Annotated in this window: 17 protein-coding genes and 1 pseudogene; 15 read left to right on the top strand and 3 right to left on the bottom strand. The window is 51.8% G+C overall.

Annotated features, from left to right (window positions below; all coding sequences use genetic code 11):
• The first annotated feature begins 14 nt into the window (after positions 1-14).
• From ilvD to nagB, 15 genes are all read left to right on the top strand, one after another.
• Entirely contained in the window at positions 15-1,679 is a 1,665-nt protein-coding gene (ilvD, locus tag SPSYN_RS06040) for a dihydroxy-acid dehydratase (protein WP_161821598.1), read from the top strand.
• Positions 1,680-1,813: 134 nt separating this feature from the next.
• Positions 1,814-3,472 carry a biosynthetic-type acetolactate synthase large subunit gene (gene ilvB / locus SPSYN_RS06035; RefSeq protein WP_161821597.1) on the top strand — a complete coding sequence of 553 codons (1,659 nt, stop codon included), beginning with the start codon at positions 1,814-1,816 and terminating at the stop codon, positions 3,470-3,472.
• 12 nt (positions 3,473-3,484) lie between these two features.
• Positions 3,485-4,006, top strand: a complete 522-nt coding sequence (gene ilvN / locus SPSYN_RS06030) for an acetolactate synthase small subunit (RefSeq protein WP_161821596.1) — start codon at positions 3,485-3,487, stop codon at positions 4,004-4,006.
• Positions 4,007-4,008: 2 nt separating this feature from the next.
• Positions 4,009-5,013, top strand: coding sequence for a ketol-acid reductoisomerase (ilvC, locus tag SPSYN_RS06025; protein ID WP_161821595.1), 1,005 nt, complete (start codon positions 4,009-4,011; stop codon positions 5,011-5,013).
• 50 nt (positions 5,014-5,063) lie between these two features.
• The gene (ilvB, locus tag SPSYN_RS06020; protein WP_161821594.1) at positions 5,064-6,728 is read left to right on the top strand and encodes a biosynthetic-type acetolactate synthase large subunit; all 1,665 of its coding nucleotides are present in this window, start codon (positions 5,064-5,066) and stop codon (positions 6,726-6,728) included.
• Between the two features lie 15 nt (positions 6,729-6,743).
• Positions 6,744-8,270: a 2-isopropylmalate synthase gene (locus SPSYN_RS06015; protein ID WP_161821593.1), complete on the top strand. Its 1,527-nt coding sequence runs from the start codon at positions 6,744-6,746 to the stop codon at positions 8,268-8,270.
• On the top strand, positions 8,270-9,532 hold the full coding sequence (gene leuC / locus SPSYN_RS06010; protein ID WP_161822210.1) for a 3-isopropylmalate dehydratase large subunit: 1,263 nt from the start codon (positions 8,270-8,272) through the stop codon (positions 9,530-9,532). Before SPSYN_RS06015 ends, leuC begins: the two co-directional genes overlap by 1 nt.
• On the top strand, positions 9,533-10,039 hold the full coding sequence (gene leuD, locus SPSYN_RS06005; RefSeq protein WP_161821592.1) for a 3-isopropylmalate dehydratase small subunit: 507 nt from the start codon (positions 9,533-9,535) through the stop codon (positions 10,037-10,039). It abuts the gene before it with no gap.
• Between the two features lie 76 nt (positions 10,040-10,115).
• Complete coding sequence (leuB, locus tag SPSYN_RS06000) at positions 10,116-11,192, top strand: 3-isopropylmalate dehydrogenase (RefSeq protein ID WP_161821591.1); 1,077 nt, start codon at positions 10,116-10,118, stop codon at positions 11,190-11,192.
• A gap of 133 nt (positions 11,193-11,325) precedes the next feature.
• Positions 11,326-12,948 carry a citramalate synthase gene (cimA, locus tag SPSYN_RS05995; protein WP_161821590.1) on the top strand — a complete coding sequence of 541 codons (1,623 nt, stop codon included), beginning with the start codon at positions 11,326-11,328 and terminating at the stop codon, positions 12,946-12,948.
• A 17-nt stretch (positions 12,949-12,965) separates the two neighbouring features.
• Positions 12,966-13,811 (top strand): ATP-dependent sacrificial sulfur transferase LarE, encoded by an 846-nt coding sequence (larE, locus tag SPSYN_RS05990; protein WP_161821589.1) that lies wholly within the window; start codon positions 12,966-12,968, stop codon positions 13,809-13,811.
• 100 nt (positions 13,812-13,911) lie between these two features.
• Positions 13,912-15,138 carry a nickel pincer cofactor biosynthesis protein LarC2 gene (gene larC2 / locus SPSYN_RS05985; RefSeq protein ID WP_161821588.1) on the top strand — a complete coding sequence of 409 codons (1,227 nt, stop codon included), beginning with the start codon at positions 13,912-13,914 and terminating at the stop codon, positions 15,136-15,138.
• A 115-nt stretch (positions 15,139-15,253) separates the two neighbouring features.
• A complete protein-coding gene (gene cdaA / locus SPSYN_RS05980; RefSeq protein WP_161821587.1) occupies positions 15,254-16,090 on the top strand; it encodes a diadenylate cyclase CdaA in 837 nt (278 codons plus the stop codon).
• 7 nt (positions 16,091-16,097) lie between these two features.
• A complete protein-coding gene (locus tag SPSYN_RS05975) occupies positions 16,098-17,063 on the top strand; it encodes a CdaR family protein (protein WP_161821586.1) in 966 nt (321 codons plus the stop codon).
• 375 nt (positions 17,064-17,438) lie between these two features.
• Positions 17,439-18,254: a glucosamine-6-phosphate deaminase gene (nagB, locus tag SPSYN_RS05970; RefSeq protein ID WP_161821585.1), complete on the top strand. Its 816-nt coding sequence runs from the start codon at positions 17,439-17,441 to the stop codon at positions 18,252-18,254.
• 1 nt (position 18,255) lies between these two features.
• Here the strand turns inward: nagB and SPSYN_RS05965 are convergent, their stop codons facing one another.
• The 3 genes and pseudogenes from SPSYN_RS05965 to SPSYN_RS05955 all read right to left on the bottom strand — a co-directional run.
• Positions 18,256-19,155: a hypothetical protein gene (locus tag SPSYN_RS05965; protein ID WP_202623746.1), complete on the bottom strand. Its 900-nt coding sequence runs from the start codon at positions 19,153-19,155 to the stop codon at positions 18,256-18,258.
• A gap of 181 nt (positions 19,156-19,336) precedes the next feature.
• Positions 19,337-20,659 (bottom strand): gluconeogenesis factor YvcK family protein, encoded by a 1,323-nt coding sequence (locus SPSYN_RS05960; protein WP_161821583.1) that lies wholly within the window; start codon positions 20,657-20,659, stop codon positions 19,337-19,339.
• Positions 20,660-21,130: 471 nt separating this feature from the next.
• Positions 21,131-21,364: pseudogene (locus tag SPSYN_RS05955) on the bottom strand (IS1634 family transposase); the annotation flags it as partial.

Below are 21,364 nucleotides of genomic sequence, written 5' to 3'. Positions count from 1 at the left end.
TAGGAGGATTAAATATGCGCAGTGATGCCATGAAAAAAGGACTGGAAAAAGCCCCCCACCGTTCCCTGTTCAAGGCGTTGGGTCTAACTGAGCAGGAATTGGAGCGGCCAATCATTGGAGTATGCAATTCATATAACGAGATAGTGCCCGGACACATGCACCTGCGCGAAATCACCGAGGCAGTTAAGGCCGGTGTCCGGATGAATGGCGGTACTCCCATCGAGTTTCCCTCGATTGCGGTGTGCGATGGGATTGCCATGAACCATGCCGGTATGAAATATTCCCTGGCCAGCCGGGATATTATTGCCGATTCAGTCGAAGTGATGAGTATGGCCCATCCCTTTGACGGCATGGTGCTTATTACTTCGTGTGATAAGGTAATTCCCGGCATGCTGATGGCCGCAGCCCGGGTGGATATCCCAACCATTATTGTCAGCGGCGGCCCAATGCTGCCCGGTCGCTACCAGGGGCGGGATATGTCCCTGAGCAATATTTTTGAGGCGGTTGGCAAAGTGCGGGCCGGTAACATGACCGAGGCGGAACTGACTGAGGTTGAAGAGTCGGTGTGCCCGGGCTGCGGTTCCTGCGCCGGTATGTTCACCGCCAATTCAATGAACTGCCTGACCGAGGCTATTGGCATGGCCCTGCCCGGCAACGGCACAATGCCCGCGGTATCTGCGGCCCGCCGGCGTCTGGCTAAGCTTAGCGGCATGCGAGTGGTGGATCTGGTGCGCGAAAACCTGTGCCCATCCGATATTATGAACGCCAAGGCTTTTGCCAACGGCCTGGCCCTTGACATGGCTTTAGGTTGCTCCACCAACACGGTGCTGCACCTGCCCGCCATTGCCCACGAGGCCGGAGTGGAAATAGATTTGGACCTGTTTAACCAGGTTAGTGAAAAAACGCCCAACCTGTGCAAGTTGAGTCCCATGGGCGAGCATTTTATGCTTGATTTGGATGAGGCCGGCGGCGTATCGGCGGTGCTTAACGAGCTGATTACCCACGGGTTTGCCGACGGCAGTGCTATCACGGTCACCGGCCAAACCCTGAGCGAAAATGTGTCGGGGGTTGCCATTAAACGTGGCGAGGTGATTCGCAGCGTAGCCGACCCGTACAGTGCCAGCGGCGGTATTGCCGTACTGCGGGGCAACTTAGCCCCCAGCGGGGCGGTGGTGAAGAAGGCCGGGGTAGATCCGGAAATGCTCAAACACCGCGGCCCGGCCAGGGTATTTAACTCCGAAGATGAGGCTTATCAGGCGCTGATTGATAAGCAAATTCAAAAGGGTGATGTCATCGTGATCAGGTATGAAGGGCCCAAGGGTGGTCCGGGGATGCGGGAAATGCTTACCCCTACCGCTACTGTGGCCGGATTGGGGCTGGATAAGGATGTAGCTCTGATTACCGACGGGCGCTTTTCCGGGGCCACCCGGGGTGCCTCTATCGGTCACGTGGCTCCTGAGGCCGCTGATGGCGGCCCCATTGCCGCACTTCAGGACGGGGACCTGATTGAGATTAATATTCCCGAGAACAAACTGGATGTGCTGCTCAGCGACGAGGAACTGGCCGCCAGGATGGCTAGGTGGGTAAAGCCGGAGCCCAAAGTGACTAAAGGATACCTGGCTCGTTATGCTCAGCTGGTTACTTCATCTGATCGCGGTGCTGTGCTAAAGAAGTTATAAAGCAATAGCTTTGTTATTTAATAAAAAATACTGTACCGGTCGCAAATCCTGTACAGTTAGCCTGCATAGAACACTGGCCTGTTATGCAAGTTAACAGGCCAGCTGCTAAATTATTTTCCGGAGGGTGAAGGGGTATGCAAAAATCCGGGGCACAAATCCTGGTCGATAGTCTCCTGGCCGAGGGGGTGGATACTATTTTCGGCTACCCGGGCGGGGTAGTACTGCCGATTTATGATGTGCTTTATGATTCTGAGCTTCGACATATACTGACCCGGCACGAACAGGGTGCAGCCCATGCTGCCGATGGCTATGCCCGGGCCTCCGGTAAACCTGGCGTGTGCCTGGCTACATCGGGACCCGGGGCAACTAATCTAGTAACCGGTATTGCTAATGCCTATATGGATTCGGTGCCGGTGGTAGCGATAACCGGGCAAGTGGCAACTAGCTTATTGGGCAGGGATTCTTTTCAGGAAGCCGATATTACCGGGATAACTTTACCTATCACTAAACATAATTTTTTGATTAAAGATACCAAGGATATAGCCAGGACGGTGCGGGAGGCTTTTCATATCGCCACCAGCGGCCGGCCCGGGCCGGTACTCATCGATATGCCCAAGGACGTGTCCACAGGCATGGCCGAGCACCTGGATCCCGGCCCGGTGCAGCTGCCGGGATATCGATTTAATCATAAGCCAAATCCCGAACAAATAGCCAGGGCCGTCAGGGCAATTGAAGAATCCGAGCGGCCCGTTATTTATGCCGGTGGCGGTGTGGTCAGTGGTGGGGCTCACGGAGAACTGCTGGAGCTGGCTGAAATGATGCTCATGCCGGTGGCCACTACGCTGATGGGCTTGGGAGGATTCCCGGGTGACCACCCGCTGTCGGTGGGTATGCTGGGTATGCACGGCAGCAAATACGCCAATTACGCAGTCAGTGAAAGTGATCTGTTAATTGGCATTGGGGTGCGTTTTGATGACCGGGTAACCAGCAAGCTTGAGGAATTTGCCCCCGGCGCTACCATTATGCATATTGACATAGATCCGGCGGAAATAGGTAAAAATATGGGCGTGGATATACCCGTAGTTGGCGAAGTCCGGCTGGCGCTGCGCCAGATCATTGATCGTTTAAAGCCCCGGGTGGCTACCCAGTGGCGGGATAAAATCACGGTGTGGAAAAAGGAACATCCCCTGGACTTTGTGACCAACGGGCAGCTGAAACCCCAGGAGGTTGTCCGGGAGATTTGCAACGTTACCCGGAGCAATGCCCGGATTACCACGGAAGTGGGCCAGCACCAGATGTTTACCGCCCAGTATTACACCTTTACTAAGCCGCGGACCTTCATTTCCTCGGGGGGCTTAGGTACCATGGGGTTTGGCTTCCCGGCAGCCATTGGCGTGCAGGTGGCCTGCCCGGATGAAACGGTGATCGATATCGCCGGGGACGGCAGTATCCAAATGAACATCCAGGAACTGGCCACTGCGGTGAACTATAATTTGCCTGTAAAGATAGCAATTATCAATAACGGTTTTTTGGGTATGGTTCGGCAGTGGCAGGAGTTGTTCTATAATCGCCGTTATTCATATACCGAGCTAAAAAACCCCGACTTTGTCAAGCTGGCTGAGGCCTATGGCGCTGTGGGCATGCGGGTGAACAATAAATCTGAGTTGCGGGATGTCCTGGAGGCAGCCCTGGGGGTGAACAAACCGGTGGTGCTGGATATCCCGGTGGAACGGGAGGAAAATGTATATCCCATGGTAGCTCCCGGTGAACCCATTCATAAAATGCTGGGATAGGAGGGGTAGGATATGCTGCACACCCTTGCAGTGCTGGTGGAAAACAGCCCGGGCGTTCTGACCAGGGTGGCCGGGCTATTCAGCCGGCGTGGCTTTAATATTGATAGTTTAGCGGTGGGACGCACTGAAGATCCCGAAGTGTCCCGGATGACCATTGTGGTGGATGGCGACGACCGGGTGCTGGAACAGGTCACAAAGCAATTGCACAAGCTGGTGGATGTAATTAAAATAAATGATATTACCGCTGATGAATATGTTGACCGGGAACTGGTGTTAATAAAAGTAAATGCGGATCATACTCAGCGGGTCGAAGTAATCCAAATTTGTGATGTCTTCCGGGCACGCATTGTGGATATGGGCCGCAAGACCCTAACCCTGGAATGCACAGGCAATCACGGTAAAATAAATGCTTTGGAAGAAACACTGCGCCCTTACGGCATTAAAGAATTAGTGCGCACAGGAAAAATTGCTATGGTTAGAGGTACAAAAAATACAGGTTACCAGGAAAATGGTGCCAAGGAGGAGAGTTTATAATTATGGTACAGGTATTTCATGATCAAGATGCAGATTTAGCGATGCTCAAGGGGAAAAAGATTGCTGTGATGGGTTACGGCAGCCAGGGGCATGCCCAGGCTCAGAACTTGAAGGACAGCGGCCTGGATGTAGTGGTGGGCTTGGCCAAGGGAATTGACGACAGCTGGGAAAAGGCGGAAGCCGACGGTATGACGGTAATGACTGTGGCCGAGGCGGCCAACCAGGGAGATTTGATCCAAATCCTGCTGCCTGATGAATTACAGGCCCGGGTTTATGCTGAGGAAATTGCGCCTTATCTCACTGAAGGCAAGGCTTTGATGTTTTCCCACGGCTTTAATATTCACTTTGGCCAAATTGTGCCGCCGGCCAATGTTGATGTAATCATGGTAGCCCCCAAGAGCCCCGGCCACATGGTGCGCCAGATGTTCACTGAGGGCGCAGGTGTGCCGGGTCTGGTTGCGGTGCAGCAGGATTACACCGGTAAAGCCCGGGACATCGCCATGGCTTATGCCAAGGGCATCGGATGCACCAGAGCCGGTGTGTTTGAAACCACCTTCCAGGAGGAAACCGAAACCGATTTATTTGGCGAGCAAGCCGTGCTGTGCGGCGGTGTCACCGAGCTGATTAAAGCCGGCTTCGACACACTGGTGGAAGCAGGTTACGCTCCTGAGATGGCTTACTTTGAGTGCCTGCACGAAATGAAATTAATCGTCGACCTGATTAACGAGGGCGGGCTGAGCTTAATGCGTTATTCGGTGAGCAACACTGCCGAATATGGCGACTATATGGTGGGCCCGCGCATTATCACCGAGGAAACCCGGGAGGAAATGCGGAACGTGCTGGCTGAGATTCAAGACGGCACCTTTGCCAAGGAATTTTTACTGGAGAACCAGACCAACAAACCTTTTATGAACGCCATTCGTAAGCAGGAGAAAGAAAGTCTCATTGAAGAGGTGGGCGCGGAGATTCGGGCGTTGATGCCCTGGTTAAAAAAGACCAGAAGATAGATATAACCCTTTTTAACTTGAAATAAATAATTGCTTGAGGGGGATTAGCCATGGAAATAACGGCTGCCCAAGCCTTGGTGCAGTGCCTGGAAAAAGAACAAGTAGAACTCATTTTCGGCTACCCCGGTGGGACTATATTACCAGTATACGATGCTCTGCATGATTCAGCCATTAAGCACGTGCTGGTGCGGCACGAGCAGGGTGCGGTGCATGCAGCGGACGGCTATGCCCGGGCCACCGGGAAAGTGGGGGTCGTGGTGGCCACTTCGGGACCAGGTGCCACTAACCTGGTCACCGGTATAGCCAACGCATATATGGATTCGGTACCGCTGGTGATCATTACCGGCCAGGTGGCCACCGGCATGGTAGGTACCGATGCCTTTCAGGAAGTGGATACCACCGGCATTACCCTGCCGATCACCAAACATAATTACCTGGTTAAAGACGCTGCCCAGTTACCCAGGATGATAAAAAACGCCTTTTATATTGCCACTACCGGGCGGCCAGGCCCGGTGCTGATTGACCTGCCCAAGGATATAGCTGAAACTAAAATCAAATTTAATTATCCGGAAACAGTGCATTTGCGTGGTTATAAGCCTACTTTTCGCGGGCATCACAATCAGATAGCCGAGGCGGCTAAACTGATTGCCCGGTCGCAAAAACCAGTCATTTACGCCGGTGGCGGTATCACCCGCAGCCGATCCAGCGACGAGTTATTAGCTTTGGCTGAAACCATTAACGCGCCGGTTACCAACACCCTGCAGGGGTTGAGCAGCTTTCCCGGTGACCACCCGTTGTTTTTGGGTATGCTGGGCCTGCATGGCACCAGGGCCGCCAATCTGGCGGTAACCAACTGCGATTTGCTCATTGCCCTGGGGGCCCGGTTTGACGACCGGGTGACCGGCAAGATCAGCGAGTTTGCGCCCCAGGCCGGGGTTATTCATGTGGATGTTGATCCGGCAGAAATAGGTAAGAATGTAGCTGTGCATATACCTATTGTGGGCGATGTGAAACAGGTGCTGCAGGAATTGCTGCCCCGTCTGGAAAAAAGAACCGACACCACATGGTTGGAACAGATTAACGCCTGGCGGGAGGAGTATCCCCTACGCTACGAGGTGGAGGGCAAGCTGAAACCTCAATATGTGGTGGAAAAACTTGCTGAAATCACCGGAGGCACGGCCGTGGTAGCCACCGATGTTGGCCAGCACCAAATGTGGGTAGCCCAATATTACAGGTTTAAACGGGCCGGCGGTTTAATATCGTCGGGAGGCTTAGGTGCCATGGGGTTTGGACTGCCTGCTGCCATGGGCGCTCAATTCGGACTGCCTGGTGAACAGGTGGTCATGGTGGCTGGTGACGGCGGGTTCCAGATGACGATGCAGGAACTGGGCACCATTGTAGAAAACAAGCTGCCCTTGAAAATGATTATTTTAAACAATTACGTGCTGGGTATGGTACGCCAGCTACAAAAGGTATATCACGAAGGCCGGTACACGGCGGTAAACTTCAAGTTCCACCCGGACTTTGAAATGTTGGCCCGAGCCTATGGCATTAAGGGTTATACCCTGCGTACCAAAGAAGAAGTGGATACGCTGCTGCCTCAGGCTTTGGCTGAGCCGGGGCCGGTTTTGATTAATTGTCTGGTTAGCGCCGGGGAATGGGTTAGTCCAATGGTGCCGGCCGGTAAAGCTATCAGTGAAGCTATCGATTGTTAGTATGGGGGGATCCACATGAACAACCGGGTGTATATTTTTGATACAACCCTGCGGGACGGGGAACAATCCCCGGGGGTGAGTTTAAATGCCAGCGAAAAGTTGGAGATTGCCAGACAACTTGCCCGGCTGGGTGTGGACATCATTGAGGCGGGTTTTCCCATCAGTTCCCAGGGTGATTTCGAAGCGGTAAGGAACATTGCCCGTGAAGTGAGGGGAGTAACCGTAACTGGATTATCCCGCACTCATTTCGAGGATATTGACCGGACCTGGGAAGCCGTTAAAGAAGCCGAACAGCCGCGCATTCACACTTTTATCGCCACTTCGGACATTCACCTGCAGCATAAACTGCGCATGACCAGAGAGCAGGTTATTGAATCCGCGGTGGCCGGTGTGAAACGGGCTAAAAGTTACACTGCCGATGTTGAATTTTCCGCTGAGGACGCATCCCGCAGCGATGTTGATTTTTTGTGCCGGGTAGTGCAGGCTGTGGTTGACGCTGGGGCTACCACTATTAATTTGCCCGACACCGTAGGCTATGCCACCCCGGATGAATATGCCGAGTTTATTGGCACTGTTATAGACCGTACCAAGGGCGCTGAAAAGGTAATCTTTAGCGTGCACTGCCACGATGACTTGGGCATGGCCGTAGCCAATTCTCTGGCAGCTGTAGTGGCCGGAGCCCGTCAAATTGAGGGGGCTATCAACGGTATCGGTGAACGGGCCGGCAATGCTTCCATCGAAGAAATTGCCATGGCTTTGTATACCAGGCGGGACCGCTTCGGTATGGAGACCGGTATCAGAGCCGGGGAGATCATTCGCACCAGCCGGCTGGTGAGCAAGCTCACCGGCATGGAGGTGCAGCCCAACAAGGCGGTGGTGGGCAGGAACGCATTTGCTCATGAATCGGGCATTCACCAGGACGGAGTGCTCAAGGAGCGCACCACCTATGAGATTATGAACCCGGCCATGGTCGGCTTGCACACTAACCTGGTGCTGGGCAAGCTCAGCGGGCGGCATGCTTTTAGTAACCGGCTGATTGAGCTGGGATTTGAGTTAAATGATGAAGAGCTTAACAAGGCCTTTAGGCGTTTCAAGGATTTAGCCGACCGCAAGAAGGATATCACTAACCAGGATATTGAAGCAATCGTGGAAAATGAAATCCTCAAGGTCCCGGCGGCCTATGAACTGTCCTACCTGCATATCAGCAGCGGCACCACCGTGGTGCCCACTGCCACAGTGGGCTTGGTCAAGGATGAGGAAATTCGTGAGGAAGCGGCCTGTGGCAACGGCCCGGTGGACGCCATCTGCAAGGCGGTGGATAAAATTACGGGCTATAACTGCAGCCTGGCCAGCTGGAGCATTAGCGCCATCACGTCAGGTAAGGACGCGTTGGGTGAGGTGACCCTGCGGATAGCCGAAGATAGCCAGGATAAAAAATACATTGGCCGGGGCATCAGCACCGATGTATTGGAGGCCAGTGCCCGGGCTTATGTGGACGCGGTAAATAAAATGATTTATGAGAAAAATAGGGGTGACAAATGATGGGCATGACCATCACTGAAAAGATACTGGCCGCCCATGCCGGGATGGACCGGGTGGAACCCGGGCAGCTGATCAATGTGAAAGTTGACCTGGTATTGGGCAATGACATAACCGCCCCCGTGGCCATTCGGGAGTTTGACCGTATTGGTGTAGAGACAGTTTGGGACCGGGAGCGGGTAGTGCTGGTGCCCGACCATTTTGTGCCCAACAAGGACATCATGTCCGCTGAACAGGCCAAGCAATTAAGGGAATTTGCTCGTAAGCACCGGCTCACAAACTATTTCGAAGTAGGCCGGATGGGTGTGGAGCACTGCCTGCTCCCCGAGCAGGGCCTGGTGGGCCCGGGGGATCTGGTCATCGGTGCCGACAGCCATACCTGCACCTACGGCGGCCTGGGGGCATTTTCCACCGGCGTGGGCAGCACTGATTTAGCGGCGGCCATGGCGCTGGGGGAAACCTGGCTCAAGGTGCCGGAAAGCATTAAATTTGTATTTAATGGCGAACTGCCCAGGTGGGTGGGGGGCAAGGATTTGATCCTGTACATCATCGGGCAAATCGGCGTAGACGGGGCGCTGTACATGGCCATGGAGTTTACCGGCCCGGCCATTGAGGCTCTAAACATTGATGGGCGCATGACCATGGCTAACATGGCCATTGAAGCCGGGGCCAAAAACGGGATTGTGCCTCCGGATGAGGTCACCCGTGCCTATGTGGAAAACCGGGCCAAGCGTCCGTATACCTTCTACCAAAGCGATCCGGATGCGAACTACGCCCGGGTAATAGAAATTGACGTGAGCAAGCTGGAGCCCCAGATTGCCTTCCCGCACTTGCCGGAGAACACGCGCCCGGTTAGTGAAGCCACTGATGTGGCCATTGACCAGGTGGTAATCGGGTCCTGCACCAACGGCCGGTTGTCGGATTTGCAGTTGGCTGCCGAGGTGCTTAAAGGTCACCGGGTCAGCGATAACCTGCGTTTGCTGGTCATTCCCGGCACCCAGGAGATTTACCTGCAGGCCATGAAGGAAGGATTAGTGGAACAGTTCATCAATGCCGGCGCGGCAGTGAGCACACCCACCTGCGGGCCCTGCCTGGGCGGGCACATGGGCATTTTAGCCAGGGGCGAGCGGGCCCTGGCTACCACTAACCGCAATTTTGTGGGCCGGATGGGGCATCCGGAAAGTGAAGTTTACCTGTGCAACCCGGCCGTGGCTGCCGCTTCGGCGGTGCTGGGCCGCATTGCCGCCCCCTGGGAGGTGGAGTAAATGGCATTGCAAGGAAAAGCATGGAAGTTCGGCGCCGACGTGGATACCGACGCGATTATACCGGCCCGCTACCTGAATACCTCTGACCCGGCTGAGCTGGCCAAGCACTGCATGGAGGATGCCGACCCGGAATTCCCCAATAAAATGCAGCCCGGCGATATCATTGTGGCCGATAAGAACTTTGGCTGCGGCAGTTCCCGGGAGCATGCCCCCATCGCCATCAAGGCGGCAGGTGTAAGCTGTGTGATTGCCAAGTCTTATGCCCGGATCTTTTACCGCAACGCCTTTAACATCGGGCTGCCTATTTTCGAGTGCGCCGAAGCAGCGGAGGCTATCGAGGAAGGTGATGAGGTGGCGGTTGATGCGGCCCGGGGGATAGTGAAAAATCTAACTAAAAACGAGACCTACCAGGCCACCCCTGTACCTGAATTTATGCAGCAAATCATCGATGCCGGTGGACTGATCGATTACGTAGCGAAGAGACTGCGGCCAACAGACCAGGCCTAATGTGCCCTGTTGGGCTGTTCAAGAGTGATTGCACCGGGGCGGTCCAGCTACATCGCAGTATCAAGGAGTGAAGTAAATGTATACAATCACGCTATTGCCTGGTGACGGTATCGGCCCCGAGATAGTGGCCGGAGCCGTACAGGTGCTGAAGGCGGTACAGGAGCGCGCCGGTGTACAGTTTGTTACCCGGGAGGCTCTCTTTGGGGGCTGCGCTTACGATGCTACCGGCGACCCGTTTCCGGAAGAAACCCAAAAGCTTTGCTTGGAGGGGGATGCGGTGCTGCTGGGGGCGGTGGGCGGTCCCCAGTGGGATAACCTGGCGGTGGAGAAGCGCCCCGAAATAGGTGCGCTGTTGCCCCTGCGCAAACTATTGGGGGCTTTTGCCAACCTGCGGCCTTCGACAGTTTTCTCAGCCCTTGCCGATGCCAGCACTCTGAAAAGGGAAGTGGTTGACGGCCTGGATATTATGGTGGTGCGGGAGCTCACCGGAGGGATCTATTTTGGCGCCAAGTACCGGGAAACGCTGCCGGACGGCAATGTTAAAGCAGTGGATGTTATGGAGTACAGCACAGGGGAAATCGAGCGGGTAGCCCGGGTGGCCTTTGACCTGGCCCGCAAAAGAAACGGCAAAGTTACTTTGGTGGATAAAGCCAATGTGCTGGAAAGCTCGCGCCTTTGGCGGGAGGTGGTGACATCTCTGGCCGGGGAATATCCCGACGTGGAACTGAACCACATTTTGGTGGATAACTGCGCCATGCAGTTGGTGCGCAATCCCAAACAGTTTGACGTCATGCTCACCGAGAATATGTTTGGCGACATCCTCAGCGATTTAGCCTCGCAGCTGACCGGTTCCATCGGCATGCTGCCCTCGGCCAGCCTTGGTGGTAAGATTGGATTGTATGAGCCCATTCACGGCTCCGCCCCGGACATTGCGGGACAAAACCAGGCCAACCCCATTGCCACCATTCTTTCGGTGGCCATGATGCTGCGCTACTCCTTTGATATGCCCGAAACCGCCGGCCTCGTGGAACAGGCTGTGGCCGGCGTGCTTAACGAAGGCTACCGTACCGCCGATATTATGCAGCCAGGCATGAAACAAGTAGGTACCCGCGAAATGGCCGAGCTAATTGGGGTCAGGCTTAAACTTTCTTAAACTTAATCCTATTGATATATAGTGTTATTGTGATTTTTATAGCGAAATTTTAGCCATAGGGCGGGAAAGGTGTCGCTTCCCGCCCTGTGTTAACAGTCATTAATTTTTTTAGATGAAAGGAACGGAGATAGACTTGCCAAGAGTGGAAATATACGATACAACTTTGCGGGACGGAACCCAGGGAGAGGGTATATCCTTATCTGCCAAGGATAAAGTTAAAATAGCCCTCAAGCTTGACGAACTGGGCTTTCATTACATTGAAGGAGGCTGGCCTGGTTCCAATCCTAAAGATTTGCGTTTTTTTGAGCTGATCAGGGAGCACCAACTTAAAAACGCGCGCATCTGTGCTTTTGGCAGCACCAGAAAATCCGGTACAGCCGCCGACCAGGATGAAAATCTGCAGCAGATTGTCCGTTCCAAAGCCCCGGTTGCCACTATATTTGGAAAGACGTGGGATTTCCATGTAACACATGCCCTGATGACCACCCTGGAAGACAATCTGAACATGATTGAAGAGTCGGTTGCTTATTTGAAACAGCAGGGAATGGAAGTTTTTTATGATGCCGAGCACTTTTTTGACGGCTTTATTGCCAACCGGGAATACGCCCTGGCCACATTACAGGCGGCTAAAAAAGGCGGTGCTGCCAGGATAATTCTCTGTGATACCAACGGCGGCCACCTGCCCAACGAGATTTTTGATCTGGTATCTGCGGTGAAGCAGGTGATTGATCTGCCCCTGGGGATACACTGTCATAACGATAGTGAGCTGGCGGTGGCTAACTCGATAACTGCAGTCCAGGCCGGGGTAATTCAGGTGCAGGGCACCATTAACGGTTATGGGGAACGCTGTGGCAATGCCAACCTGATCTCCATCATACCTAACCTGGCCTTTAAGTGTCATATACCCAGCCTGCCGGAGGAGAGTCTTGCGGAGCTCACCGATCTGTCCCGGTTTGTCAGCGAACTGGCCAATATGCATCCGATGAATAACCAGCCTTTTGTGGGGGGCAGTGCTTTTGCCCACAAAGCCGGGGTACATGTGAACGCGTTGCTGAAGAACCCCCAGACCTATGAGCATCTCGAACCCGAAAAGGTGGGCAACCGGCGCCGGGTGCTAGTTTCCGAGCTGAGCGGCTTAAGTAACCTGGTGTACAAATACCAGGAGTCTGACCTGGGCTTGGGGCTAGGTTTAGAGAAAGAAGATAACCGCAAGTTACTTGATGAGTTAAAAGAATTGGAAAATCAGGGTTACCAATTTGAAGGTGCCGAGGGCTCTTTTGAACTGCGGGTGCGCAAGGCCTTTTATGATTACCAGGAGCCGTTTACTCTGGAAAGCCTGAAAGTGTTAATTGAATTGCGTGAGGGAACGGTTTATTCCGAGGCGATTATAAAAATTAAGGTCAACGGCCAGGTGATGCACACTGCTGCCGAGGGGAACGGCCCGGTAAACGCCCTGGATAACGCGCTGCGCAAAGCGCTGGAAGGATTCTACCCGGAAATCTCCAGCTTCCAGCTCAATGACTACAAGGTTAGGGTACTGGATGAAAAAGAAGGTACCGGGGCAGTAGTACGGGTGCTGGTGGAATCCGGTGACGGCCATAGCTCCTGGGGTACGGTAGGGGTAAGCCCCAATATCATTGAGGCCAGCTGGGAAGCGCTGGTGGATAGCATTGCCTATGGTTTGCTGCGGCTGGAAAACAAAGGTGAATTGGCCACCGACCAAATCATTAACGGGTTTATCCGTAATAAATGTTAAGCTAAGGTGAATGCAAGTTGCTGGCCAAGCAAAAATACCGGCTGTTAAAGGATATTTTGCGGGGCTACCCAAGTATTTTGGTAGCCCTTTCCGGCGGTGTGGACAGCGCTCTACTTCTTGGTGCGGCCATTGACGCCCTGGGGCCGGGTAATGTGCTGGCCGTTAACTTCCATGCCGCTATACACGGGGCCGGCGAATTAACCGGGGTGCAGGAATTAGCCGCCCACCTAAACTGCCGGTTAGCGGTCTTTGAGGATGAAGGCTTACTGGATAATCCTGCTTTTTGTGCCAATCCCCCCAACCGCTGCTACATCTGTAAACGGATTATTTTGAGTCAACTTCAAACCCTGGCAGGGCAACAGGGACTGGCTGCGGTAGCCGAAGGCTCCAACGCCGACGACGCGGGTGATTACCGACCCGGTATGCAAGCGGTGCGGGAATTGCAAGTGCTCAGTCCCCTGCTCGACGCCGGGTTAACCAAGCAGGAAATCCGGCAGCTGGCCAGAGAGCTGGGGCTACCCGTCTGGAACAAACCCTCCTCGCCCTGCCTGTGCTCGCGCATTCCCTACGGCAGCCCGATTACAGTTGCAAAGCTGAGGCAAATCGAAGCCGGGGAAAGGTTTTTGCATGAGGCCGGCTTTCCTGAAGTCCGGCTGCGGCATCATGGCAGTATAGCTCGGATTGAAATCCCTGCTGAACAAATGGCTGAACTTTTGCGCCCGCCGGTGCTGTCTAAGGTGCAAAGCTGCTTGCGGAACCTGGGTTTTCAATATGTAACTTTGGACCTGCACGGTTTGCGTAGCGGCAGTTTAGACGAAATACTTAAAGAGGCTAGAAACTCCGGCAATCATGCCCCGGCCTAAAAGAGGCGGTGGCGTGCATTGCTTTTTTTACTTGCTTTACCGGTATATTGGCCGGCTAGATTTTGTGCAGGAGTAACCGGTGTAATAGGTGAAAATTTTTATGAGCGGGGATGGTGAGCCAATGACGGTAGCTCATTTTAACTGCAGATATGGTTTTAGCCCCGGGGCTGCTCTGGCTGCCTTAATCGGGGCGGGTGCAGATGTTGAGGAGATGAACAGCCGGTTAGCGGACTTAAAGCTGGTGCCGGGGCGGTTGAGCGCTTTTACCGGGTGCAGCGGGCACGGGCTGCTGTATACCGGAGTTAAGGTTCAGCCACTCGCCGGTGAGCAATACCCGGCAGAAGGTTTGGTCAAAGAGCTCAAAGCCAGGGGGTTGGACGCTGGTGCTTTGGAGCGGTTTGCTCAAGTTATGGAGCAGTTGAGCAGTTATTACCAGGCCAGGTTGGCAGGACCGGTTTACCTGTCGGACAAGCTGCTGGTGGAAATATTGGGTACGGTGCTGGCACTGGAGTCGTTGCAGGCTGCTAAGCTATTTGTTGCGCCGCTGCCCCTGGACAGTGCCGGTGGCGGGCTGTCCGGCCAGTCTTTCAATGTCCTTGCCTTGCTTAATGGTTTTGTCGTTGGTCCTGCAGCAGGCCAGGCAACGATTATTACCCCCACAGGTGCCGCCATACTTAAGGGCCTGGCCAAACCTGACCTGCAAATGCCCGGGCTTATTTTGCGGGCAACGGGTTGCGGGGCAGAACTGGCAGAGGGAGGTAAGACCGGTGGAAAGCCCGGCGTTAATTTAGCTGAACCAATATTTAAAGCCCTGGTTAATGTCGTGCTCGGCGAGCCGGTCTCGGGCAATGTACAGGCAGGGAAAATCAGCGAAGAAGTGCTGCTTATGGAAACCGCTATTGATGACATGAACCCGGAGTACTATCCTTACCTGATGGCCAGGTTGCTGGAGGCCGGTGCGCTGGATGTCTACCTGAAGCACATCATCATGAAAAAAGGTCGGCCCGGGGTAATGCTTGTAGTAGTCGCACGGGAAGACCGGCAGGAGTCCCTATTGCAGATAATTTTTTCCGAAACCTCTACTCTGGGGGTGCGCCTGCGCACCGAGCGTCGCAGGTGTCTGCACCGGGAACTTATCACTGTGCAGACCAGCTATGGTGCGGTACGGGTTAAACTGGCCCGGGAGGAGCCGGGGATGCGACCGCTGCGCTGTTCCCCGGAATTTGAAGATTGCCTGACCAGGGCACGGGACCAACAGGTGCCACTGCAAAATGTGTACCGGGCAGCCCTGCTGGCTGCGGAGAGTTGGTTGGAGAAACAGCCCTAAGGCTGGACAGGAAATATTAGAGTGCCGGGATAAGCTTAATAATACTGGAACACTCGTTTTTATCCAGGCCATGTGTTAAAATAGTTAAGCAAGTGAATAAATCGGGGGCAATGGCATGGAATATCTCAGGGGGCTAAAGGAGAACCTGAATCTTAATTTAGACTTATTTAATATTGTCAGCATTATTGATATTTTAATCGTAGCCTTTGTCTTATACCGGTTGATGATGCTGATTCAGGGTTCCCGGGCAGTGCAGTTAATCAAAGGCCTGGCGGTGCTGCTGGTGGCCACCGCGGTGAGCAGCCTGCTAAATTTAAATACCGTACACTGGTTGCTAAGACAGGCGATGACGGTTTTAGTGGTGGCACTGCCAATTGTGTTTCAGCCTGAGCTGCGCCGTGCCCTTGAAAAACTGGGCGGCGGCGATTTCTTTGTCCGCCCGCTGACCCAGATGGCTGAAGACGATCGGAGTGCCTTAATCAACGAAGTGGTTCGGGCTACCCAGAATATGTCCGCCAGCCGGACCGGAGCGCTGATTGTGCTGGAACGCGTAACCGGCCTCCAGGAGCTTATTGATACCGGCATCAAAGTGGATGGTCTTGTCTCAGCCGAACTGTTGATGAATATATTTATAAGCAAGTCACCGCTGCACGATGGTGCCGTAATTATCCGGGGGGATAGGCTGGCTGCGGCGGCCTGTGTTTTGCCGTTATCCGAAAGCCGGCATTTAAGCAGGGAGCTGGGCACCAGACACCGGGCTGCGGTAGGGCTATCCGAGCAGTCAGATGCCGTAGCGGTAGTCGTATCCGAAGAGACAGGAGCTGTGTCTTTGACCCTGGAAGGGATCCTTTACCGGCGTTTAACGGAAGTGGAACTGCATGACCTGCTGGTTAAGTTCCTCAAGCCTACTACCACACGCAGTGCGCTTTCCTCACTCTGGCAAAAAAGGTGATGTGCTTATGATGATCCGCTGGCGGGATAATTCCATTCGCCTAATTGCATTTTTTATGGCTGTGCTCCTTTGGGTATATGTGACTAACGAGCAAAATCCGGTGAGCAGTCATACCTACCAAGTACCTTTAACTGTCCAGGGAAAACCTGAAGGTTACGTGCTCAGCGGGTTGCCCGGCAAAGTTAGTATAAAAGCTAAGATCCCCAGAAATCTCAGTGCTACCCTGAGGTTGAGTGATTTCACTGCCCAGGTCAACCTGAGAGGTATTACGGAAGGTGAACAACAACTGCCGGTACAGGTTACTGCCCCTCCGGGGGTTGAGGTGATTCAAGTCACCCCCAAGGTGGTAAGAGTTGCCGCGGACAAAATAACCCAAAAAAATGTACCGGTGACGCTTAACCTGAAGGGTGAAGTTGCTCGTGGCCTGGTCCAGGGTAAGCCTGTATTGCAGCCCCAGACAATAACACTGGAGGGGCCGGGTAAACTTCTCGCGGGAATTAATCACGTTGGTGTCGCAGTAGACCTGTCCGGTGTGGAGAACGACCTGGTCAAAGAGGTGACTGTGCAGACCGGGGTTAAAGGTGTTACCGCCAGTCCTTCACGGGTTTTGGTAACTGTGCCGGTGACCTCGTTGCCGGTCAAAGAACTGCCGGTGCGGGTCGAGCTTACCGGTGCGCCGGCGGAAGGATATTTGGTGGGGGAGGTAGCGGTGCTGCCCGCTACGGTGCAGGTAACAGGTCCCAAGCAGGTAATTGAAGCTCTTACCGAAGTAAACGCGCAGGCTGTTGATATTTCCGGGGTGACTAAAGATGTGTCAAGGGAAGTGGGGCTGGTTCCGCCGAACGGGGTTATCTCGTTACAGCCCAAGCAGGTGCATATTGCTGTGGAAATTATACCGGAGGTAATTGAGCCGCAGCCGGATCCGGAGGAGGAGCCTGAGCAAGAAAACCCAGAAAACATTACTGGACAGTAAAACCCGTCCGGGGGCAGCCCCGGGCGTTTTTTTCGCTTAATTTAAAATGAACGGCAGCACAATTGTTTCAAGCAGGGTCGTAAACCCGTGCCGGGCGATTTCGCGGTATTTATTTCATGAAAATGCCATATTTCGAATGAATTAACCGTATCAATACTTTAATGTATGAATAGATAGATATCGGGAAAGTTTAGCAAACCCGTATAACAGACTAGCAGAAAGTTGAATTATTATGGTAAAATGTATCGTTAAATTTAAAAATATTAATTAGAGTTAAAAGGTGGTGAAAGCTTAGAGCGTGTAGTTGGGTTGCCAGGACCTGTAATAGAGAATATTTTACATATTTAATAACTAATTGAGGAGGGAATAGATAACATGGATATTATAGTAAGAGAAAGTTATGCAGAAATGAGCAGGTATGCAGCCGAGGTAATTGCAGGTTATATAAAAGCCAAGCCCAATTGCGTACTTGGGCTGGCGACCGGCAGCACACCTATCGGAACCTACCAGGAACTGGTCAGAATGCATAAGGAAGGACTCGATTTTTCCAACGTTAAAACTTTCAATCTGGATGAGTACTATGGGGTGGGTATTGATTTGAATAAACCCTTCGATTTAGATCAGAGTTATGCCAGGTTTATGTACGAGAACCTTTTTAAGCATATTAATATTAAGCCGGAAAACGTACATGTTCCCGACGGGCTGACCAAAGAACCTGAAAAGTATTGCCGGTGGTATGAAGATGAGATTGTCAAAGCCGGGGGAATTGATTTACAAGTTTTGGGTATAGGCGGTGACGGTCATTGGGCCTTTAACGAACCGGGGTCATCGCTGGGCTCAAGGACAAGATTACAGGCCTTAACCCCACAAACCCTCGATGACAATTATGAAAGCTTTTATAAAAAAGCCGGCATAGCCAGGGAGGATATGCCGCATTTCGCCCTCACCATGGGGATCGGTACTATTCTTGAGGCGAAGAATATCATCATGCTGGCCAATGGGAAAAAGAAGGCGGATGTGGTGGCCAAAAGCATTGAAGGTCCCATAACTTCTCAAATCACGGCTTCGGCAATCCAACTGCACAGCGGGGGAGTTACCGTTGTACTGGATAGGGATGCTGCCTCAAGCCTTAATAACTTGGAGTATTATATGCATGTAGAAAAGTTAAAGCGTGATTATGGTTTTTGCTAGACTAAAAAAACTCTTCTTTTTCTTCCTTGGTATAAAAAAGTTGCATATTATCTTCATCGGAAAGTGTTCCTTCATATTTTAAGAGAAAGTTTATGGCGTTATTTCGATTATCAAAAGCCATTTCTTCTAAGTCTGCAATTTTATCCGGTATGCGCTGCTCAAAGAGCAACTGCTTAACCTTTTGGAAAATATCCAGGTTACCATAAAGAAAAATTCCTTCATCAAGAATCTTTGCCGCTACCATGGATTCAAAGCAGTCGAATTTTAATTGCTCATGTACCTTGGCCATGTCTTTGATAACATAATCAATTTCTTCTTTATAACTGGGATTTTTCAAAAGATAGTTTTTTTGGTCATAGATAGCTAAATCAAGGCTTTGAATTATACTGTCGGATAGATCCTGGGTTACTACCACAATATCCAGATCTGAGCCCTTAACCAGTTCTCCCGTAGATGTTTCAGGCCTGGGTTCCAAGTGGGCCATGCTGTAAGCTACATCACCTGCCATAATGAAACAAGCACGATTTTTGATGGTTTGTGAATCCTTATGGGATTCACAAATCTTTTTAATAACCTCTCGGGCAAGTTCGAGCTTATTTTTACTTATTTTTACGATCTCTTGATGTAGTAATTCTGCTTTGGTGGACATCTCCGAAAAGGTTTTGGCGGTGCCAATAATAGTATAATCATAAAACTCCCTGATGATGGATGGTGAAAGTCTGGCGTATCCTTTAACATGCTTATCAAGCCTCAGGTATCTCCTGCCAATTGTTATAGTTATTATTTTTTCGCTGCTATTACAAATTTTCCATAAACTAAACTCATCCATTTTTGTTTTTTCCAGCAGCACCCTCCCAGTTAAAGGTCCATGCGTATCCAGTAGTTCAATTATAAAATCCACTCTGTCCACTTCCCAGTCTTATTTATAAAGCAAACAATACCCGACCGGCCATATTTATTTTACCCGCCCGGTTATAGCCTATGGCGAGCCTGCCGCAAGAAAAGCGCGCCCATTTCAGTGCTTATAATTTACTAAAGTAAAAAAACACAGAGTATTTGTCTTACCCCCACGCCTCATTTTTCTACTCACCAGCAACATGTTTGGGTTGGAGATAATTGTTTATATACACCGCGTGCTTCGGCTGGTGGTGATAACCATTGATAAGCCCGATCAGTAAATGAGCCAGCCTGTCGGGGTGATGACGCACTACTCCACCCTCCTGCAGCAGCTCACCGGAGATAGGAGTTACCCCCAAAGCGTTAATAGCTTCGAGATCCGCCACAACCGGCGCGGCACCCTCCCTGTTATACCAGTCCACCAACTTGGCCGGTACGGTTTCCGTATTTACAACAGCATAATCCACTATTGCACCGGCGTGCTTCAAGATAGCGTGTAAGTGCTGGGAAGCAGAGTAACCGTTAGTTTCACCGGGCTGGGTCATAACATTGCAAATATAAATTTTAGCGGCCCGGGCACGGGCTATAGCCTCGGAAATCCCCTGCACCATCAGCCCGGGCATAACGCTGCTATAAAGACTCCCCGGCCCCATTATAATAGCATCTGCCTCCTCGATAGCTTGCAAAGCATCCTCGATGGGATAGCAGTTACCAGGCTCTAAAAATACACGCCTAATTTTCTTGCCGCTTTGTGGAATTTTAGATTGCCCGCAAACAACCGAGCCGTCTTCCATTTCCGCGCACAGCCGGACATTGGTCAAAGTAGCAGGGATTACCCGGCCTCGCACCGCCAGCATCCGGCTGAGTCTGTGCACCGCCCGGTCAAAGCCGCCGGTAATATCGCACATAGCCGCCAGTACAAGATTGCCTAAACTATGCCCTTTAAGTTCCCCCGCAGCAAAACGATACTGCATCAGTTCCTTAGCCAGAGGTTCCCGGTCGGCTAAAGCGACCAGACAGTTGCGGATATCGCCGGGGGGCAAAATATCCAAATCATCCCTTAACCGTCCGGAGCTGCCGCCGTCATCGGCCATCGTAACAATGGCTGTCAGATTGTCCGTATATTTTTTTAGACCGCGCAATAAAACCGGAGTTCCCGTGCCGCCGCCGATAACCACTATCCGTGGTCCCTTCTTTCGCCGGCGCCGGTGATAAATCACATCCACCAGTTTGTCTCCGCCTGGCGTGACCGCGCTGATTACTGAATACATGGCCTTACATAATCCGTAAACCATTAACCCAGCGCCTGCGACCATAATAACCATGCTTGGCAGCAGCATTCCGCTCTGGCCGGTTATATTATTAATCATTTTTTCTAAAAAAAATCCTGTGTAAGGAGTGAAGGAATAAACCACCAGCGTTACACCGGTTAATAACAGCCCGCACCCCAACAGCGCCAGAAAAAGCCAGCGCTTAAAAAACATACCCGGATACAGCCACTTAGTCATAGTTTCGCCTCCCGTATGCCTTCCGCCAAGTAAATGTGTGCTTCGCTGTTTAGTGGATTACCGTTATACCAATATTGTGTATCTGCCATTTAAAGGATAACAAAGCACTTAATTAAGGTCAATGTTTTTTGTTTTCATTGTAAGCTTTTTCGACCGTTACTTTCAGGTTTTTTTAGATTATAATCCCGTAAGTATGAAATGTGTAGAATTTTTTAGAAATTATTGCAATGAATATCTTAACTCGGGTAAAAATAATATATGTAGGCGGCCCATGGCCGGCCCGAGTAAAGCTAGGGTAGTCGGAGCTTATCGGACATAAGCAATCCTCCTTTGGGTTAATATTTAAGTTACTATCCCTGTATCTAAGTAATGTATTCATTCATACTCAAGTTTGACAGCACTATCCAAAGGAATTCAGTAATATCAACGGTTTCCGGGCACACCAAATAGACGTACCACTACAATATTCCTTTATATGGTAGATTTGTATCCTAGTATCCTTTTTGGCGGTCTGCTACCAACAGCCTTAAAAATATCAAAGATATTGCCCTTTAACTCTGTGCGCAAAATAAACTCTTCCTGACCGATGGTAAATTTAACAGCATGTAGTTTCCTTAGGTCAAGCATTAAATCTTTAAATCTATGCTTGCTGTCTTTAAGTAGTTTGGCCAGCATAACCTGTAAAACAAAAGCTAAGAAGCAGAT

It is taken from the genome of Sporotomaculum syntrophicum, from assembly GCF_009932395.1.
Lineage (GTDB): Bacteria > Bacillota > Desulfotomaculia > Desulfotomaculales > Desulfallaceae > Sporotomaculum > Sporotomaculum syntrophicum.
This window is presented reverse-complemented; position numbering and strand designations above follow the sequence as displayed.

Excerpts from the sequence above, each read along its gene's own strand:
- ilvD (WP_161821598.1), top strand. The coding sequence starts at position 15 with ATGCGCAGTGATGCCATGAAAAAAGGACTGGAAAAAGCCCCCCACCGT.
- ilvB (WP_161821597.1), top strand. The coding sequence starts at position 1,814 with ATGCAAAAATCCGGGGCACAAATCCTGGTCGATAGTCTCCTGGCCGAG.
- ilvN (WP_161821596.1), top strand. The coding sequence starts at position 3,485 with ATGCTGCACACCCTTGCAGTGCTGGTGGAAAACAGCCCGGGCGTTCTG.
- ilvC (WP_161821595.1), top strand. The coding sequence starts at position 4,009 with ATGGTACAGGTATTTCATGATCAAGATGCAGATTTAGCGATGCTCAAG.
- ilvB (WP_161821594.1), top strand. The coding sequence starts at position 5,064 with ATGGAAATAACGGCTGCCCAAGCCTTGGTGCAGTGCCTGGAAAAAGAA.
- SPSYN_RS06015 (WP_161821593.1), top strand. The coding sequence starts at position 6,744 with ATGAACAACCGGGTGTATATTTTTGATACAACCCTGCGGGACGGGGAA.
- leuC (WP_161822210.1), top strand. The coding sequence starts at position 8,270 with ATGGGCATGACCATCACTGAAAAGATACTGGCCGCCCATGCCGGGATG.
- leuD (WP_161821592.1), top strand. The coding sequence starts at position 9,533 with ATGGCATTGCAAGGAAAAGCATGGAAGTTCGGCGCCGACGTGGATACC.
- leuB (WP_161821591.1), top strand. The coding sequence starts at position 10,116 with ATGTATACAATCACGCTATTGCCTGGTGACGGTATCGGCCCCGAGATA.
- larC2 (WP_161821588.1), top strand. The coding sequence starts at position 13,912 with ATGAGCGGGGATGGTGAGCCAATGACGGTAGCTCATTTTAACTGCAGA.
- cdaA (WP_161821587.1), top strand. The coding sequence starts at position 15,254 with ATGGAATATCTCAGGGGGCTAAAGGAGAACCTGAATCTTAATTTAGAC.
- SPSYN_RS05975 (WP_161821586.1), top strand. The coding sequence starts at position 16,098 with ATGATGATCCGCTGGCGGGATAATTCCATTCGCCTAATTGCATTTTTT.
- nagB (WP_161821585.1), top strand. The coding sequence starts at position 17,439 with ATGGATATTATAGTAAGAGAAAGTTATGCAGAAATGAGCAGGTATGCA.
- SPSYN_RS05960 (WP_161821583.1), bottom strand. The coding sequence starts at position 20,659 with ATGACTAAGTGGCTGTATCCGGGTATGTTTTTTAAGCGCTGGCTTTTT.